The sequence below is a fragment of the Microbulbifer maximicatervae (SeqCode) genome (assembly GCF_052466985.1).
This window is the reverse complement of the sequence record NZ_CP174298.1, coordinates 747330-762740: the sequence shown is the minus strand read 5'-3', so window position 1 is coordinate 762740 and position 15411 is coordinate 747330. Positions and strand designations below refer to the sequence as shown.

Below are 15411 nucleotides of genomic sequence, written 5' to 3'. Positions count from 1 at the left end.
ACCTAAAACCCAACTACAGATTGATTAACTTGATACAAATTGTTTAGCGCGGCCTCAAAACTGACAACATCCAAGTTTTCCCGGTGAATCAACAACCTAAGAACAATATGATCCGAGAACAAATGGCACGTAGGGGATAATAAACTTTGATTGCAATAGGAGTTCAATTCCAGCATCGCTTTTAATATGTCATCATCAACCCGGTGGCCCAACCTAAGGGAAACTAATAACGCTTCATCCTGAGATAAGTAATTTAGCTCAAGATTGCCAAGATCTGGCACATCTACTTGCAAGTATTCCTGGCTAAGCTGCCATTGATCGACCTCAATATTACGACGAAAAAAAACCCGGATTAATATCGCTTCAACCCAATTAGGCACTGGCACTCTCTCTTTTAGCAAACATATCTGTACATTTAAATATTGCATCAATGCACTGACGTTTTTGCATTGGATCACCATATATATGATCAGGCACAAGACCTACGATATGTTTAAACTGCACTGCCAGGATATTCATCTGTGCCAAATCGCTAACTTCTAACTTAGTGGCTATTTGAGTAATATCCGAACTCTCTACCCAGTTCTTTTTTTGAAGAGATAAGACTTCACTTAACAGGTTGCTGGTCAACTCATTCTTTTTATTTAAATCTGTGGCAGGTGTAACCAATAGTCTAGCGGTATCGCCACAAGCATCAAATAACGCCAACAGAACTTTAAGCTCACTCATATTCCTCATCAGGGATATAAGTTCTGAGCTATCAATATTCCGCCCACCCTCATGGTATTGCGCTGATAATTGCTTGCATAGTTCCGCTGCTCCTAGTGCAAGATACCTCTCTCCAAACTTCTCCCTTAAATCACATACCACCTGGTAGATATTACCAAAGTCGACGGCATATGATGGCTGGGTTGCCTGTTGGAGCTGGTACTTGTCCAGCCCACCCTGCTCCGCCAAATCTGAAGCGCTATAAGCCAGAATACCCGCTTTAAACTCCAAAGAGTTTGATATAGGCTCTAACTCCGCATCGATTTCGGAATTTATCTCACTGAGATTTTGGACAGGCTCAGGGGCATCTGCAATCTGTGACTTAAGTGAAAGCAGGGCCAGCGCTCGCTGTGTAGAATCAGAAGAGAATTGCTGTGAAAATTGTCTAATTTGATCCAGTATTTCGGATTTGTTATACCGCCCCTGCTTAATCCCACCGGCCAGCTCAGTGATTTTACCTACCTGATGCTGATTAAGTGCAGCATTTGTAAGCTTCTTTATTTCTGAACTATCAAAATCTTTACGGGACTCTTTGGCTCTACTACGATTTAAGTTCCTATATTTATGTAAATAGGAACCGGCCTCTTCCAGTTGATCACTTGCCAGCTCAAGCATGGTCTTCCCGGAATGAGCGGGCTGTACTTGCCTATGCGCACTATCGATAGCCGTAGGTTTTTCTATAGTACGACTAACCCCTAAAGGCTGACCGTTTGGAGAACTCATAAGACTACCTTAGAAGTAATATAACTCATTGATGGCTAGGCTTTATTACGATCATTGTTTGTTTGTACATCTAAAACAGTGGAAACCTGGGTTTTAAATAGCTTTTTTAATGATACAGTAAGCGCACGTCTTTCCTGCAACGTAAGGCTACGAGCATTGAGGCCAATTGAGAAAATGGCACGCTCAGTGTGTTTCGCCCTGACAAGCTCCAAATCATATTTGGTTAGGATGTAGTTTTGCAGATGGCGGGAATCTATATCTGGAATAGAAAGCGCATCAATATCACCATTTTTCAGCATCATAAGGCACTGATTTAGTGGCCCGCACTCTACAAAAGAACTGGCAAAAGGGTGCAAATTCAAAATAGAGGTATCAATACTTATACGCGTCTCTGCGGTTACATACCCAACGGACTTAACCTGGGAAAAAAAAGTATATTGATCTGCGGCTCTTAAGATATGATCGCTCCCCTTTAAGGCAATATAATTGAATGACAAGGCCCCAATTACATAAGACTCCCAATCAGTGAGATTCGGGTCATTCCCTATTTTGCTCAAAGAGCCAATCACCACATCACAGTTCCCCAATGAAAGTTCCCTTTGAAGTGCCTGCACCGGTAGTGATTTCACAGAAGATGGACTATTTCCTGAAGCTGCATCCCCAGAAAATAATATATCTGCTGCTTTAGTAGAGATAGGGCTGTCTAATTGAACCCCGACATTAATCGTAGGTAATATATCCTGATCATTCCCATGCTGAGCCGCACATCCAGCCACCATTATGGAAGAAACCAGGCAAATAAGAATTGCTCTCAAATACACTTTTGACGCGCCTCTGATGGTGAGACACCATACTTGGATTTATACAGTTGTGTGAAGTATGACTGACTGGAAAACCCACTCTCTATCGCAATATCAACAAGTCTCTTGTCGGTTGTACGCAACTGGAAGTCAGCAGCTCGAAGCCGCCTTTCATTGATCCATGATTTTGGGGAACAATTTTTAAAAACTTGCGCAAACATTTTCTTAAATGAGGTGAGGCTCATACCAACATTCTTTGCATAATCTGCAACGGACCAATTTTTGGCGATATTTTCCTCCATGAACAACCTAAACTTCTCATGCGCGGGATCCACCCGATCGAGGAACTCATTTGCAAGGGTTTGTCCATTTTCACTATTTAACTTTAGTAGCAGTAACTCTTCTAACTTTAATGCATTCAATCCATCATGCCCCATCTGGCTGAACAGGCGCAGTGAATCTAGTGATATCTTCGTTAGTTCGCAGGCAGGAAATATGATTGGCATCTTTCCTTTAGGGGCATATGACTCAAAAGAGTTAACTGGATACTTTTTCTGCAAAAGATCATTGTCATACCTGTCGTAAAACCTTGCGAGCATTGCTGCAGTAATGCCCACGCAGATAACAACTATATCTTCCTGCGCATGATCGTTGCTTAGCTCATACTCTTCACCAGAAGACACAAGCCAAACTTGCCCCATTACGAGATCAAAGTCCAAATTCTCCGATGTAACATGGGCAGAGCCAGCTACCATCATCACCAAATTAACAAAGGGTGAAAATGTAGGTACGATAGATTTTCCACTTGGCATTAAAAACGTTGTTAATTCAAAGAGCTCTCCACTAAATTGGCTCTCGACAATCACTTCCCTGTTACTCTCCTGCTCCCTGTAGGAAAGATTGTTCATTTCTATCATAACTCGTAATTAAATAACGATTTATCCGTACCTAACATTTACAAATAGCGAGTGTAAATCTATCTACACTATTGATTTTGATAGTGCGTTAACTGTTGCGCTATGATGTGAATGAAGATCATTAATCATTGATGAAAACGTACTGGTCAGGTTGTCGATTAAACTAATATGGGCACCAGCTAACTCTGCATCCTGTTTATCCAGGTTAATTTCCGCATCTAACTCTACCTGCCTAGCCTGTAACATCGAATTAAGCCTTTCAGCTTCTGCATTTAACCTATCAATTTTAGCTTCGATGTTATATTGCGCCGCCTGAGCGAAGGAGCCAACTGGAGAGCCGCCACCGGAGCCGCCACCGCCACTCAGACTGCCAAGCCCCAATGCGCCGTGCATTATGCCTATGCCCATCTTCATGTTCGCAGCTCTCATACGCGTGTCATAGATCTCACCCGCATATTTAATAATTTCATCCCGCTTTTCCAGTGCGGTGTCAAATTGATCGATATATTTATTAACACGGATAGAGATTTCCCCCTCCCGCATATCTCTATACACCGCCTTCAAATTATTATTTAACGTATTGATTAGGCCGTAGATATGATTGTTGTGGGCGAAAGCCTTCAAGAAGTTCTGCACATCCTCTGATTCGCTATCTAAAGCCCGGTAGGAGCTAGGCGCATCCTCGGCACTAATAATTGAAGGTTTCGGCCCGCCCTTTCCTGCTGGATTGGTGTTGTCCAGCTCCATTTTTTCAGCGCGGTTAAGTGAATTGGAACTAATTCCCAAATTATTCTCTGATAAGGTAGGCACAATACTATCCCTTTATACTCTCTACGATTAATATCAACGGCAATATTTAAACACTGAAACTGGCGGCTATGCGTGTATTGGCAGCGCCACGATCCTGAATTGCACCATTAAGCACTTTTATTGCACTTTCCACAGGGCTAACAATCGCCCGACACCACTGCTCTTTTAAAAGCTGTATCAATTGATTGACGAATTCCTGCTTGGCTATAACGGCTTCCAGTCGTGCTTGCAAACGTTGGATGTCAAATTCAAGCTCTGCTTCACGCCTATCGTAATCCCGCTGTATTTTTGCATCATAGATCTTCATCCCTGCATTTCCTGCATTTTGGACGGTGGCTGAAGCGACAAAGGTACCCGTTGATGATTTTACATATTTAGTGGATTTTGAAGTCGTTGCTTTTGCGCCTTCCTTCGCCCCTCTCTCAGCAGAGGCTTCTGCACCTTCCCTTGCCGCACGCTCGGCGCCCTCCTCGACCCCCTCCCTGAGTGCCCGCTCTGCTCCCTCTTTAGCGCCTGCTTTTGCCGCAGCAGCCCCCCCAGCCAGGCCGGTGCCCGCACCGCAGGTACCCATGACTATACCGGCAATCATTAATCCCAATGCGGCGTCTCTAAGCTTCCCTTCAAGTTCAGCGCTGCCACCCGTCAGCTTTACGACTTCAGCTGCAATTTCCAATGACCCGGCAGCTATTAGGCAGGTGCCGCCGGCTATAAGTGCGGGGTTACCTGAAACCACCCCTCCCACAACTAACAGCGCCCCACTAACAATTTCCGCAGCCGCAAATGTAAAATTCATCACGCTGCCAAAAACCCCTGAGCGCCTTTTCTGATTTTCAAAGGCTTTGCGAGCCTCTACCTGCTCTTCGAGGCGCTCCTGATTTTCTTCAATTGTCTTTAATTTATCTTTGAGCAGCTGTTTGATTTCATACTGTTTAAATTGCAGCTCTACCTGAATAGTGTCCGCCATGTCACCCATAAGCCCTGCCATTTTAGACAGCGCAAGTGTGATTGTTTCGTAAAAATCACCCGTCTCAGTATCTGCAGAAGGAACTTGCAACTCGGCCCTTTGCGCACTCTTAACCTCTTTGTTCAAACTGGCCAGGCCAGCATTACCTGCTTCGGCCTTTAACTGCTCTCGCTGTGCAATTTCCAGGCTCTCCTGTGAAAGCTCAGGGAGGACTTGTAGGGTGTTAGTAAAGATTGAGGGGGGTTGATTCCCATTAACCGTCGTCATTGCTTTTGTCCTTAATTTGCTGTTCCCTGTCCAGTTTGGCTTTTAGCCTTTCAAACTGAGCAGTGGCTTTTTCATTTAGGGTTTGAAACTCTGGCTTTCCTTCGCACCTAAGCATGGTCATCTCAAAACCGCTTCCAGCGCTACGCCAATCACCTAATGCCAGGTGGCACTCGGCAGCATAATATGGAAATCGTGGGTCGTGCGGGTGGACAATAGCTGCAAAACTAAAAGTCTCTCCAGCCAATTGATGTTCACTCAACGCTTGCCTGGTCGCACCCAACCCCAGCATATACTTGGCTTCATAGTGATCACACTGACACAACAGCTGAAATAATGATAAGGCTTCCTTGTAATTGCAGCTTTCATATTTTTTATAGGCTAATGTATATATGGCCTCCAGCTCCTCGGCATTAACATCCAGAGCCTCCGCCAAGGTTCCGCCTTTTTCCAGGAAATTAATCCAGTCATTTTCATCAATATCATCAGTCAGGGAGGGCACACTATCTACTTTCGACATACTTGCCCCTCGCTATACCGGGTTCATCACAAAAAAGGGTTTTTTTACGGGCGACAAATCGATCTGCTCTTTCTTATACAGGGTTTCGTCCAACAACTTTCTGGCCATAAATTGTTCCTGCACTCCTGCCTCCCCAAATTGCTGCTTTACCTGATTTACCCATTGCTGCCGCGAGCACCCGAGGGCGCGAGTCAGCTCAGCCTCTCGCTTTTCGCTTTGCCGTATTGCGCGATTGGCTCGATCCAGCGTGTTTTGGCAGCGTTTAGCAGCTTCTTCAGTATCAATAAACATACCCTGCACCATTCCTGAAAAAATTAGCATCCAGCAAGTAGTAACATTTGCCAACGGAATTAGTAGATGGAAAACCTTTTCAGTGAATCCAATACTGACTTGTTGTAGTTGTTCATTGCTTCGATCAGGTTGTTATAGCGACTATTATCCACGTTTAGGTTGGTGCCCAGCTGCTCAGTCACCGTAGACAGTGTGGATACCCGGGCATTGATATTTTCCTTGGCAGACGTGAATGTGGTTGTATCGAAGGCGACTCTATTGGTTTCTTTCGCTTGGTCAGTGCCTCGATATTTATTCCCCCCCGCCGCTCCGGTGCTATTTTCCCAGTTAAAATCTCGAGTGGCGATTTCTGACTTCTGTGAAAGGCCTTCACCCGACATCGGGCCTTTTGTATCGTATTCCTTATTAGGCATCTCCTCTCCCCACTCGGGGGTGGTGAGGCCGGAGCCTTCCATCAGGCGGTCGTAATCGCTGCGAATAGAGTCCATGAGTACATCGCCCTCCTTACCCTTTTCAGATTCCATCTCCGGGAAGGTTTCCGCAGCAAATTTATCGAAGTCTGATTCGTGGCCTTCTACCTCGTGCCACTTACAAAAGTCATACTCATCGTTATAACCTGATCTTCCCCAACTGGCGCCGATCATAGCTGACCCTCCACTATAGGCCCTCTTTTTTTCGATATAGCACCTTTGATCAATATCATAGAGAGCAACCACATGATCCTCTTCACTTTCTTCAAGCTCTGCCTGTACCCACCCATCGACAGCAACTATGTCACTTTTTAATTGGTTGAGCTCAGATACCTGATTCGTCAGGGATTCAATCAGAAGGGCGTTTAATTCAAAGCCGACACTTTCCGGCGGAATTGCCACGCCGTTGTGGTAAACCTGGCCGGCGTCATCAACAGTAAAGACACCGGCTTCAATATCCGCCCTCATCTTATTGCGCAAATCGACCGTTGCTTGCTGGACTTCTTCAGCGATTTCCTCGGTCGTTTTATCGGCTTGGGCATGAAGGGCGGCGATCGCATCTACATCATCCTGGTAATAGCCGTTAGCATCGAAGCGCAGCAGGTCGGCGCCGGTAGAAAGCACATCCACCATGGCCGATGGAGAGCTTTTGGTTTCCCCAAGGATTTCTTCCGAGCTTGCCAGGCGCACATCGCCATTGCCATCCATGCGAAATTTGGAGGAGCCAAAGAACCACAGATCCCCGCTGGACTCTGCCGAAACAGATTCGGCTTCTGCCGCAGATGTTGAACCGCTTTGCGAGACACTGTCGGTACTCGCCACCTTTACTTGCGTGACACTGTCAACCATAGATCCCCCTATCTCCAAGCCTTGCAAGCTAAACTGAGGTATGAGCGCTTGCCGTTATCAATCACGTTACTGTCAGTCGGCACAGAAGCCCTACCTGACCCAACATTCAGTACCATCATACGTCGCCCAAAAATCGCCGCTTTAGATTTCTGGTATTTTTTTTTTAGATTTCAGTTTTTTTTCACGAAATATTTAATTCGCCACTGGAGCTGCCCGGCTGCTCAATACCTCACTCACCACAAGCCCGCTCCTTTAATATTCATCGACACCCAAGCGTGCTTGCCACTATCCAGGCTCTACCAAAAACAAGTTAGCGCCTACTCAATCGGGGTTAGCCCTAACGCTCCCCTCCTCACTTCTAAACCTCCCAAAGTACAGCTGGGGAAATACCTCCCACCTAAAAACGGTCAAAGTTTAGTTTCACCGTTTGTCCTCCTGCGGAACTGGCGAGTAGCAAAATAAAATCTCGCCATCGCTGTATTTCTACAGGGGTAAAGAGTGGGCCTGGAGAGCGGGACTGCAAGCGGAGTGAATGCAAGCCATCTAGGTTAATTAGGCATTATCCCCGGAGACCATTGAAGCTATCGTGGAAACCACCGTGGAAACCACCGTTGAAATTTGTCACTACCCGAGTGCGGCAGCAGGAGGAGCGCTGGTGAATTTTGGGCGCGATTGGGATTGGGATTGGGATTGGGATTGGGATTGGGATTGGGACTACAGGTTAATGACGGGAGGATAACCCTGAGTAACACCACAATATCCAGCCAGACCTCAAGTTGGTGGGCAATAGCGTGACCTGTAACGCAGATGCTGTAGTCTTTAACAATCGCCAGCTGAAGACTGCAGAACACTTCGTGCTCCGCATCGAGATCCTGCAAAAGTTAGGGTTACCTCCAGAAAAACCGCACCCCAACAACAAGCCACGGCCATCACTATAGTGCTCCACCGGCTTGCAGAATTGATAAATATCAACCGGGATGTATGACCGCAAGTGCGCGTAGGGGCTTCCGGCATACCCCCCCCCTTGCGCACCGGAAAAGACGCAGAAGGCTTTACTCATGGCCGGCCTGGAGATCTTCAGGCCAAGCCATGAGTTAAGTATCTTATACAGCATCAGGAGTTCCCCATGAACCGCACCCCGAACTTCGCCCGCAAAAGCGGAAGAAAAAACTTAACTTTCTTTCTGTAAACGTGCTGCCCGTAAATAGTCGTCCACTACAAGCTCACCTTCCTTCTCTGAATCGCACTCCCAACCACAGCAGGATATTACGTCCGGCAATGTTCTCGCATCGAGCTTGGAATTATCGACACCCGCCTCCTCATCCTTTTGCCAAGAGATAGGCCCTAGTTTATCGTAGGCAACTTCTACCGGATGAGGCTCTCTGCCCGGCAATCTTCTCCCCACGGACTTGGAATCTCCTAGCTCCTTGAACTGCCCCCAGCGCCGATGAAGAGCCTTACGGGTTGTTTTTCCATCACGAAGCGCTAAGGCCAACTCTATAGAGTCAGAATATTTTTCGAAAAACGAATCATCACTGCAACTCGCCCCCTCCTGTGGACGCATAAATTTTCCTGTAGACAATACCGTTTTTTCATCCTTGCCAATGATGAAAACGGTTTGCTTGCGTTCTCCCTAAGCCTTTTAAAGCCAAACGACTTCTTAGGCCGCGGATTTTCCTGGTTTACACCTGCCGCTTTCTGGTTGCTGGCCGTATCTACTGCCTGCTTACCGCTAGCGCTTTTTACACTTCCTGGCAAACTATATCTCTTTAAAAAACCATTATTTAAGCCCCAGGCTTCCAAAACAATTATTGGCGCCCGGGGCAATTAAACCTGTGGTAATTGCACTTTTCCTCGCAAAGCCTTTGCCCCAGGGCTTCAGCTTTGCAAGCTATCATTAAGGGAAACGTGCCGCTTTCCAGTTTTCAACGGTAGCAACCTACGGCTTCACTACTGCTCGCAATTAATCCAAGGCTTTCGGCATCCCCCTTGTTACCGGACTGAGGGCCTGACACTTGTTTTTAAACGCTGCACTAAAGATACCGAAGCGATAGACCTTTCAATTTTTAGTGACTTCTTTAGGAAGAGCATCATCAAATGATAGTCATCCGAATATTTCCTTTTCGATATCTTTAATTGCGTTTTTTGTGACCTCCGCTGCATAACCCTTCGGTACTTCACGACCGCGCCCTCGCACATAGCCTTCACTAGCGGCCTCCGACTTGTCACGAACGTCGTCCCACCAGTCGGACGTGAACTCTTCGGTTACTAATGTTTGCGCATCGAAATCTGTTACGCTATCAGGAGCATCTCCGACATCCACACCCTTGCTTGTATCAGCAGAGGCTGGTGTTACCTCCGGCCCAAGCCCATATCTAAACAATTGCCGAAGGTCAGGATCACTAGGGAAATCAGCAGAGGCTACAATTGGCGATAAGACTGGCGCAGCGGGTGTCTTTTGCGGTGGCGGTGGCGCTGTCCGAGAGTCCACCTTCGCCGCTAACCCTAGGGTATCCGTCTTTGTATCGGGCTTCTCAGGGAGAAGCTTTTGATCATTATACTTCGCTGATAAAAACAAAGATTTACGACCACCAAACGTCTTCGATAAAAATACAGAGCGTTTATTAGGATCTATAGGATCCTTAAGCATATTTTCCCTGAATTCCTCCAGGCCTTCATTTGGTTTTCCACCATTACTCGCCCCCACAAACTTTGGACGCATAAATTTCGGCATCGACAATACCGTTTTTTTCATCTTTGCCATTGATGAAAAGAGTTTGCTTACGCCCGCCCTAAGGGTTTTAAAGCTAAACAACTTCTTAGACCGCAGATTATCCCGGTTTAAACCGGCATCTTCCAATTGACTAGCCTTTCCTACAGATTGTTTACTGCTAGCACTGTTTACAGTTCCTGGCAAAATATCACCCTCCAAAAAATTATTGTTTAAACCCCCTCAGTTTCCAAAATAATTATTGGCAGCAGGGAGGGTAATTAAACCTGCTGTAATTGATTACACTGTTCCCAGTAAAGCCCTTACTGCATAAGCCTCACTGTTACAAATTCGTATGCTGGAGATACCGCTATACAAAGGGAAATATATGCGCGCATATGTATCCGAAGAAATAATCTACCGACTGCTTTATTGAAAACAAGTAGTGGCGTTATCTATCTTCACTCAAACATAGTCCGCACATTTACTTTTCCACTTCTCACACACTCCTTGGAGCTTTCCGCGCCCTTATTTCAGTACGCTCGGAAGACTACCGGTAATGCCAACTTCCCGCTTCTCCGCCTCTGCACCAGGAGCTTTATCGAACCAAGCATCAATGGAATCTTTTGCGCTGTCGAGTAGCACACTGGGCTGCCTTTTGGGTTGCGACGACACCTTCGGCGCAGCCATCGCTTCTTCTTCAAATATGTCAATCCACTTACTGGAATCTCCAACTACCGCCAGCTTGCCAACCTCACGATGCCCAAAAATATTACTTAAATTCCTATCATCAATTTTTGTATAGTCCGGCTTGTCGCCATTCACCTTGCTCTCAGAAGAACCTGGGATTGCATTAAAATTCACTTTAACCCCATTGAACTCGCCTCTCACTCGATAATGAGAACTCTCAGGAGTTAGTGGTGTATGCCGGGAACTATCGGGGTGCTTTTCTACAGTGATCTGTTGCGGCCGGGAATGGGCAACCCTATTTTTTACACACACCATTCTGTAAAAAATAGCGCTTAGCGCGCTGCGAATTCGCCTAAACACCCCTTGCCGTTGTGCACGTGCGGGAGTTGCACCCTGATTATCATTAGGGGAGTTGACTTTTTGGCTATGTGAGCCTCTAACGCTGAGAGTGCTACCATTTAAATCCGACATATATCTAACCTTCTTATTTTTAACAATATACCTAGGAAGCCTTTTCCCTAAAAGTTCTAACCAATCTCAGAATAGGATATTTATAAAAATTGGTTCAACAAATACCCCTTAACCTCCAACTCAAAGCCCGTTACACGCGAATTTTAGCCGCACTGCCCCAGGCCACTAAGCGACCTCGCAACTTTACCTTATTTTAAGCCATCTGTTTCAAGATAAAACTGAACAGCGCGGTGTCCGGGGTTTTCCCTAATCCAGTCAGCCAGCCTATTGCGGAGCAAATTATTATTACAAACTTCGCGTTTATCTTCACGATTAAGAGCGATCGCTACAGAATTAAACATGCAGTTCCCGTCAGGCTTGACAGGAATGGTTTTAAGATCCCCCTTTCCTGCTTTGCCTGCAAAGCTGAAAGATTCCCGCCCTTGATGATTTAATTTTTTTAGCATAGGCTGGTAATGCTGCTTGCGCTTATCGAGATAAAGGAATATCGGCTCTTTCCCTGGGTACTTCACATCCACCTGAATGCACTGCATATTCTTTACATTTTTGCCCCCTCCCCTACCATTAGGACTCACAACATAAATTGTTCTTTTAAGATGCGCGCTAATTAAACCAGGCAGCGAGTCCCCGATTTCTGAATTCCACTGACGATCCTTTTTAATAAACGCAATCAGCTCTTCTATTTTTTTTTTTGCGAATCGCTCAGGTCGTCCATTGCCTTGGGGGAGGCCGCCTTGCTACCACCCTCAAAATCACTCCAATTATCATCCAAATTATCACCCGACTCTTCCGGAGCTATATCTTTTCTTATTTCAAATATCTTCTGTTGGAATTGCTCAAGCGGGGTTGACTCAGACTTCGCTATTGGCGCGCGCTCCTTTGTTTTTTTTAGGCTTTGTAATGCCTCCCCTAAGACATCACGTGTCATCACAAAGCGCTTACCGCTAGTAGGCTGCCCAGCCATGGCTGGTTTAGTCTTCTCTATTGGCGCAAACTCCTGCATCCTTGTTTTTTTTAGGTTTTCTATTGCCCCTCCTAAGAGTTCAGGCGTCAAAGCAAGGCGGTTACCGTTAGTAGGGGGCTTTCCTTGTGCTCTTTCCCGCTTCTCTGTTTGTTTAAGCTTTCCTATCTGATTGTTAAGGTCTCCAAGTGTAAACGGCGCATGGCGAGCCCCAACCGTAGGCTTACCTTGTGCGCTTCCTGGTGCTTTCAATTCGCTCGCCTGCCTCTGCGAGGCAGCATCTTCACCTTGAAGCTGGGGCAAGCTACTAGATCCGCCCTTTTGTGGATCGATTTTATCAATCACCTTTCCAAGCTGAACTGCCAACTGTCTAATTACAGTCAAAAGCTCCGTCAACTGCTGATCTACATTTGAAGTTTCAGCTCTAATTTCTTTTGGGGCAGCAGGTTCTTCATCCCTGTCTTTGCCCCGGGGCGGAGATGCCCAACTGGTAAGACCCTTAAAAATCAGCTGTGCGCCAATCCTTAGCTTTTGAACGCTACTCATGCTTTCCACTTGCTTAAGTAGTGCCGGGTCGGTTTTAATGGCGGAAGTCAGTCCCGAAATTGAAGGCAGATGTAGGCCCATACGCGATCTCTCCCCAAGTTATCTAGAGGTAATTAAAATTCAATTCAACAAAAAGCAGTGGGCTTGCGCTCCCAGCAATTGAGCTATCAATCGCCCCCGGCAAGCTTTTTATCAGCCACTTGTATAATGTCTTTTAGCTGCTTAACTTTCTCCGCCGGACTCGAAGAATTATCGATCGAAACTATATCGCTCATGCCGCGAAAGAGGTCACGTAAAACTTTTTTCTCCCCCCCGGGGACAGTGTGCGCATCCACCTTATCGATAGACCTGGGACTGGAGAAAGGCTGGCTCTGAGAGGGGGCAACATCGGCCACAACCTCTGTCTGGCGATTTTTTGCAAAGGTGCTAGAGACCTTTTGTGCATCCTGGCTTAAGGGGGCAGCACCACAACCATCTATGCGAGCCCCCGGGGCAGTGTGGGCTCCATTTAACTTTATACTATTTGACATAATAAAATAGGCTCTCGATTAAATGGTTGCTATAGAGGCAGGGTTTCCAGCTCACACCTGGTCCTGAAGGGTGCAGCTGCCTTACAGAGACCAACTTTAGCCCCACGCAGTGCGTCCAACTCTTTCGCTCCAATTGATGCAGCATTAATAGAACCACCCAATTAATAATTTCCCTTCCCAGCGGGAAGACTAAGTGACACTATCTAAGATTACCCAACCTAAAACGCTTTTTCTTTAGGTTTTCCTGATGTAGTTGTGACTTTTGGTCATTTTTGAGGGGTCCCAACCAAGTTCACCCTGAAGAGCTCCAGGCAGGCAGCCGCCCGATAGGAGGCATCGCCCATCACAGACGGATATATGGCAAGGATTCCTTGGCTCCTTGCGACTTAGGGAGCCCCTGAATAACTCCGTGATACCCGATTAAAGTTAAAGCGCCGGGAACTACTTTTAAGTACGACGACTGCCCCCAAAAAGAGGGCTTGCCTCCCAGGTACTCCAACCCCTTAAAGACGTCAACGGGCTGCACCTGAACCATTGGCAGGCACTACGAGGCAGCGCAAAGGCTTCCCGCCTGGCTGCCGGCCACGCTTGACTCCGCAGGGATTGATTGGGGGCTTAAGATTTAGCTCGCAAGCTCAAATATGCTGCCCACCCTTAAAGCCAGGGCCGGGCAGCAGGATCAGCATAGGATTTGGAAGCCAAGGCATCAGCCCCCTGCCGCACCCTCCAGGGCTGGTGACTATTACACCCTCTCCAGACCTCATGACACCAAGCAGGGCCACACGAGCCTGTCGCGCTCACTCTAGACCCACAAATTAGATGTAGTCACCACCTTTGCGGATTATAGAGGGCGCCAGCCGGCATAACTCTTGGCTTTTTCAAAGTGATCAATGCCTGTTTTCCAGCTGATCTGCACCGGGCCAGCCTCTACATCAAACCAAACCACCTCAACCATACCACGTCTTGTGGCATCTTCATTTGTGGGCACTCTCTCACGGCAGTCAATCCAGGGGATTTCAAATTCGCTGCTCATTTTATACCTCAACTTCCGGTAACAAATATCACATCTTCTGGCACTAATGGTAATTGCCCGGCGCTGATTAATCTTTCAACTTTGGACTTATTTTTTTAGAAATTGGTTTTTCCAATCATTCTATGCCCCCGAAAGAAGCCCGACAGATTGACTTTCAATCTTGTATTGCACCTGCGTAGCGCCAAGCTCGCAACGACCATTGCCCATATTTACCTGCCCCCAGGCCCCAATCCGAGGCCTGTACTTTACAATCACCAGTGCACCCCAAGGCCGCAGCTGTCACGCCGAGCCGGCAAGCAAGTAATTCCTGGGAAGCTATGTCCAGCGGGCCGAATACGGGATTGGATCGAGGCACCACCAGGTGCTCAGCACCTAAATTCCGGAAAGGTTCCTCTTTGGCGGAAGGGGAATAGTAGCAGCCAACAAAGCTTCTTATATGTACCGAAACTTTGGAACACCCATTAAAGCCCAAAATCTAAAATCTAAAATCTAAAATCTAAAATCTAAAATCTAATAGCAAAATTTAAGAGACTCGAGGATTAAATTGTAATAAAATTTAATCTGCTTAAGGTTTTGCACTGCTCTTTTTTAGCAGGTTCAATTCGCCTACCCAACCTCGCTTATTGAAATATGCAGTATGTAGCGTGAAAACAGCCAATACTGCCGCCTCAACACAGGCAGGTAGTGCTCCGCCAAACTAGTGGTAACGCCAGACGATAATTTAGCGGCACCAAGGCGTAAGGCAGGCCGCTCAAAAATGAGGACAGCTGAGCATAATCCAGTTTATTCCCGCTACCTCCCAGCAAGTGCAGCCCCTGTTTCCAGGCCAGGGAGAGATCACCTTATCTACTAAAGATCATACAATTGCTACCCTTAAGGAAGTGAATAAAAACTCAATGCAACTATACAAGTCACCACAAATAAGCAGCGCGCTTTAAACGCTAAACGCCTCCGGGCGGCAATATCCCAGGGTGCAGTAAAAGCGGAAGGCGCTGTGCCTGTGTTTATAAAACTTCCGCATAATAATTGATCATAAAAATAGCCCCTTGCGAATCGCGTTTTGACTGCGAACTGATGGGAAAGGACTTTACTGG

At 46.6% G+C, this 15411-nt stretch carries 17 protein-coding genes; 1 reads left to right on the top strand and 16 read right to left on the bottom strand.

What is annotated here, in order from left to right; genetic code table 11:
• Positions 1-2: 2 nt before the first annotated feature.
• The 9 genes from ACJJI3_RS03360 to ACJJI3_RS03320 all read right to left on the bottom strand — a co-directional run bounded on the left by ACJJI3_RS03360 (position 3) and on the right by ACJJI3_RS03320 (position 7376).
• Positions 3-380 (bottom strand): hypothetical protein, encoded by a 378-nt coding sequence (locus ACJJI3_RS03360; RefSeq protein WP_444941499.1) that lies wholly within the window; start codon positions 378-380, stop codon positions 3-5.
• Positions 373-1491 (bottom strand): TyeA family type III secretion system gatekeeper subunit, encoded by a 1119-nt coding sequence (locus ACJJI3_RS03355; RefSeq protein WP_444941498.1) that lies wholly within the window; start codon positions 1489-1491, stop codon positions 373-375. The genes ACJJI3_RS03360 and ACJJI3_RS03355 overlap by 8 nt, the downstream gene beginning before the upstream one ends.
• A gap of 35 nt (positions 1492-1526) precedes the next feature.
• Complete coding sequence (locus ACJJI3_RS03350) at positions 1527-2312, bottom strand: hypothetical protein (RefSeq protein ID WP_444941497.1); 786 nt, start codon at positions 2310-2312, stop codon at positions 1527-1529.
• Positions 2303-3199, bottom strand: coding sequence for a helix-turn-helix transcriptional regulator (locus tag ACJJI3_RS03345; RefSeq protein ID WP_444917405.1), 897 nt, complete (start codon positions 3197-3199; stop codon positions 2303-2305). The genes ACJJI3_RS03350 and ACJJI3_RS03345 overlap by 10 nt, the downstream gene beginning before the upstream one ends.
• 72 nt (positions 3200-3271) lie before the next feature.
• Positions 3272-4018 (bottom strand): hypothetical protein, encoded by a 747-nt coding sequence (locus ACJJI3_RS03340; protein WP_444917406.1) that lies wholly within the window; start codon positions 4016-4018, stop codon positions 3272-3274.
• Between the two features lie 46 nt (positions 4019-4064).
• Positions 4065-5249 (bottom strand): type III secretion system translocon subunit SseC family protein, encoded by a 1185-nt coding sequence (gene sctE / locus ACJJI3_RS03335; protein ID WP_444917407.1) that lies wholly within the window; start codon positions 5247-5249, stop codon positions 4065-4067.
• Complete coding sequence (locus ACJJI3_RS03330) at positions 5236-5766, bottom strand: SycD/LcrH family type III secretion system chaperone (protein WP_444917408.1); 531 nt, start codon at positions 5764-5766, stop codon at positions 5236-5238. The genes sctE and ACJJI3_RS03330 overlap by 14 nt, the downstream gene beginning before the upstream one ends.
• Positions 5767-5778: 12 nt before the next feature.
• A complete protein-coding gene (locus tag ACJJI3_RS03325) occupies positions 5779-6057 on the bottom strand; it encodes a hypothetical protein (protein WP_444917409.1) in 279 nt (92 codons plus the stop codon).
• 59 nt (positions 6058-6116) lie between these two features.
• Positions 6117-7376 (bottom strand): hypothetical protein, encoded by a 1260-nt coding sequence (locus ACJJI3_RS03320; RefSeq protein WP_444917410.1) that lies wholly within the window; start codon positions 7374-7376, stop codon positions 6117-6119.
• 598 nt (positions 7377-7974) lie between these two features.
• On the opposite strand from ACJJI3_RS03320, the gene ACJJI3_RS03315 reads away from it, so the two are divergent.
• Positions 7975-8115, top strand: coding sequence for a hypothetical protein (locus tag ACJJI3_RS03315; RefSeq protein ID WP_444917411.1), 141 nt, complete (start codon positions 7975-7977; stop codon positions 8113-8115).
• 432 nt (positions 8116-8547) lie between these two features.
• Here ACJJI3_RS03315 and ACJJI3_RS03310 read toward each other — a convergent pair whose 3' ends face one another.
• The 7 genes from ACJJI3_RS03310 to ACJJI3_RS03280 all read right to left on the bottom strand — a co-directional run bounded on the left by ACJJI3_RS03310 (position 8548) and on the right by ACJJI3_RS03280 (position 14317).
• The gene (locus ACJJI3_RS03310; RefSeq protein ID WP_444917412.1) at positions 8548-8940 is read right to left on the bottom strand and encodes a hypothetical protein; all 393 of its coding nucleotides are present in this window, start codon (positions 8938-8940) and stop codon (positions 8548-8550) included.
• Between the two features lie 540 nt (positions 8941-9480).
• Positions 9481-10293, bottom strand: a complete 813-nt coding sequence (locus tag ACJJI3_RS03305) for a hypothetical protein (RefSeq protein WP_444917413.1) — start codon at positions 10291-10293, stop codon at positions 9481-9483.
• A gap of 321 nt (positions 10294-10614) precedes the next feature.
• Positions 10615-11247, bottom strand: coding sequence for a hypothetical protein (locus ACJJI3_RS03300; protein WP_444941496.1), 633 nt, complete (start codon positions 11245-11247; stop codon positions 10615-10617).
• 188 nt (positions 11248-11435) lie between these two features.
• On the bottom strand, positions 11436-11780 hold the full coding sequence (locus tag ACJJI3_RS03295) for an OTU domain-containing protein (RefSeq protein WP_444917415.1): 345 nt from the start codon (positions 11778-11780) through the stop codon (positions 11436-11438).
• Between the two features lie 146 nt (positions 11781-11926).
• A complete protein-coding gene (locus ACJJI3_RS03290) occupies positions 11927-12553 on the bottom strand; it encodes a hypothetical protein (protein ID WP_444941495.1) in 627 nt (208 codons plus the stop codon).
• A 368-nt stretch (positions 12554-12921) separates the two neighbouring features.
• Positions 12922-13284: a hypothetical protein gene (locus ACJJI3_RS03285; protein ID WP_444941494.1), complete on the bottom strand. Its 363-nt coding sequence runs from the start codon at positions 13282-13284 to the stop codon at positions 12922-12924.
• An 841-nt stretch (positions 13285-14125) separates the two neighbouring features.
• Positions 14126-14317, bottom strand: coding sequence for a hypothetical protein (locus ACJJI3_RS03280; protein ID WP_444917418.1), 192 nt, complete (start codon positions 14315-14317; stop codon positions 14126-14128).
• Between the last annotated feature and the right edge of the window lie 1094 nt (positions 14318-15411).

Bases quoted from the DNA above. Each gene is read 5' to 3' on its own strand.
- ACJJI3_RS03355 (WP_444941498.1), bottom strand. From the start codon at position 1,491: ATGAGTTCTCCAAACGGTCAGCCTTTAGGGGTTAGTCGTACTATAGAA.
- ACJJI3_RS03345 (WP_444917405.1), bottom strand. From the start codon at position 3,199: ATGAACAATCTTTCCTACAGGGAGCAGGAGAGTAACAGGGAAGTGATT.
- sctE (WP_444917407.1), bottom strand. From the start codon at position 5,249: ATGACGACGGTTAATGGGAATCAACCCCCCTCAATCTTTACTAACACC.
- ACJJI3_RS03330 (WP_444917408.1), bottom strand. From the start codon at position 5,766: ATGTCGAAAGTAGATAGTGTGCCCTCCCTGACTGATGATATTGATGAA.
- ACJJI3_RS03325 (WP_444917409.1), bottom strand. From the start codon at position 6,057: ATGTTTATTGATACTGAAGAAGCTGCTAAACGCTGCCAAAACACGCTG.
- ACJJI3_RS03320 (WP_444917410.1), bottom strand. From the start codon at position 7,376: ATGGTTGACAGTGTCACGCAAGTAAAGGTGGCGAGTACCGACAGTGTC.
- ACJJI3_RS03310 (WP_444917412.1), bottom strand. From the start codon at position 8,940: ATGCGTCCACAGGAGGGGGCGAGTTGCAGTGATGATTCGTTTTTCGAA.
- ACJJI3_RS03300 (WP_444941496.1), bottom strand. From the start codon at position 11,247: ATGTCGGATTTAAATGGTAGCACTCTCAGCGTTAGAGGCTCACATAGC.
- ACJJI3_RS03295 (WP_444917415.1), bottom strand. From the start codon at position 11,780: ATGCAGTGCATTCAGGTGGATGTGAAGTACCCAGGGAAAGAGCCGATA.
- ACJJI3_RS03285 (WP_444941494.1), bottom strand. From the start codon at position 13,284: ATGTCAAATAGTATAAAGTTAAATGGAGCCCACACTGCCCCGGGGGCT.
- ACJJI3_RS03280 (WP_444917418.1), bottom strand. From the start codon at position 14,317: ATGAGCAGCGAATTTGAAATCCCCTGGATTGACTGCCGTGAGAGAGTG.